At 42.7% G+C, this 368-nt stretch carries 1 rRNA gene; it reads right to left on the reverse strand.

From position 1 onward, the window contains the following. Positions 1-87: ribosomal RNA gene (gene rrf, locus JI667_RS21350) — 5S ribosomal RNA — on the reverse strand; the annotation flags it as partial. Between the last annotated feature and the right edge of the window lie 281 nt (positions 88-368).

Consider the following 368-nt stretch of genomic DNA (forward strand, 5'->3'; position numbering starts at 1 on the left):
GATCCCCCAACTACCATCGGCGCTGAAGAGCTTAACTTCCGTGTTCGGCATGGGAACGGGTGTGACCTCTTCGCCATTGTCACCAGACTATATCTTGTCCCTTTTTTAAGGACAAGTATTATTATATCGTTTAGACATAATTTTTCAAGGTATTTTTTATGTTTTCACATAAAATTCATTCCCTGAAAACTAGATAAAGGATTGATGTCAAGAAAGCCGAATATCGACCAATTGTTGCAGCTACTATTGAAAGTAGACTGCAATCCAGCTCCGGCGGCTAGAGACTCGAGGTCAAGCCGCCTCCGCTTTATAATGTGGTTAAGTCCTCGATCGATTAGTATCAGTCAACTCCACATGTCGCCATGCTT

This window comes from Bacillus sp. NTK074B (assembly GCF_017303375.1).
GTDB lineage: Bacteria > Bacillota > Bacilli > Bacillales > Bacillaceae_B > Rossellomorea.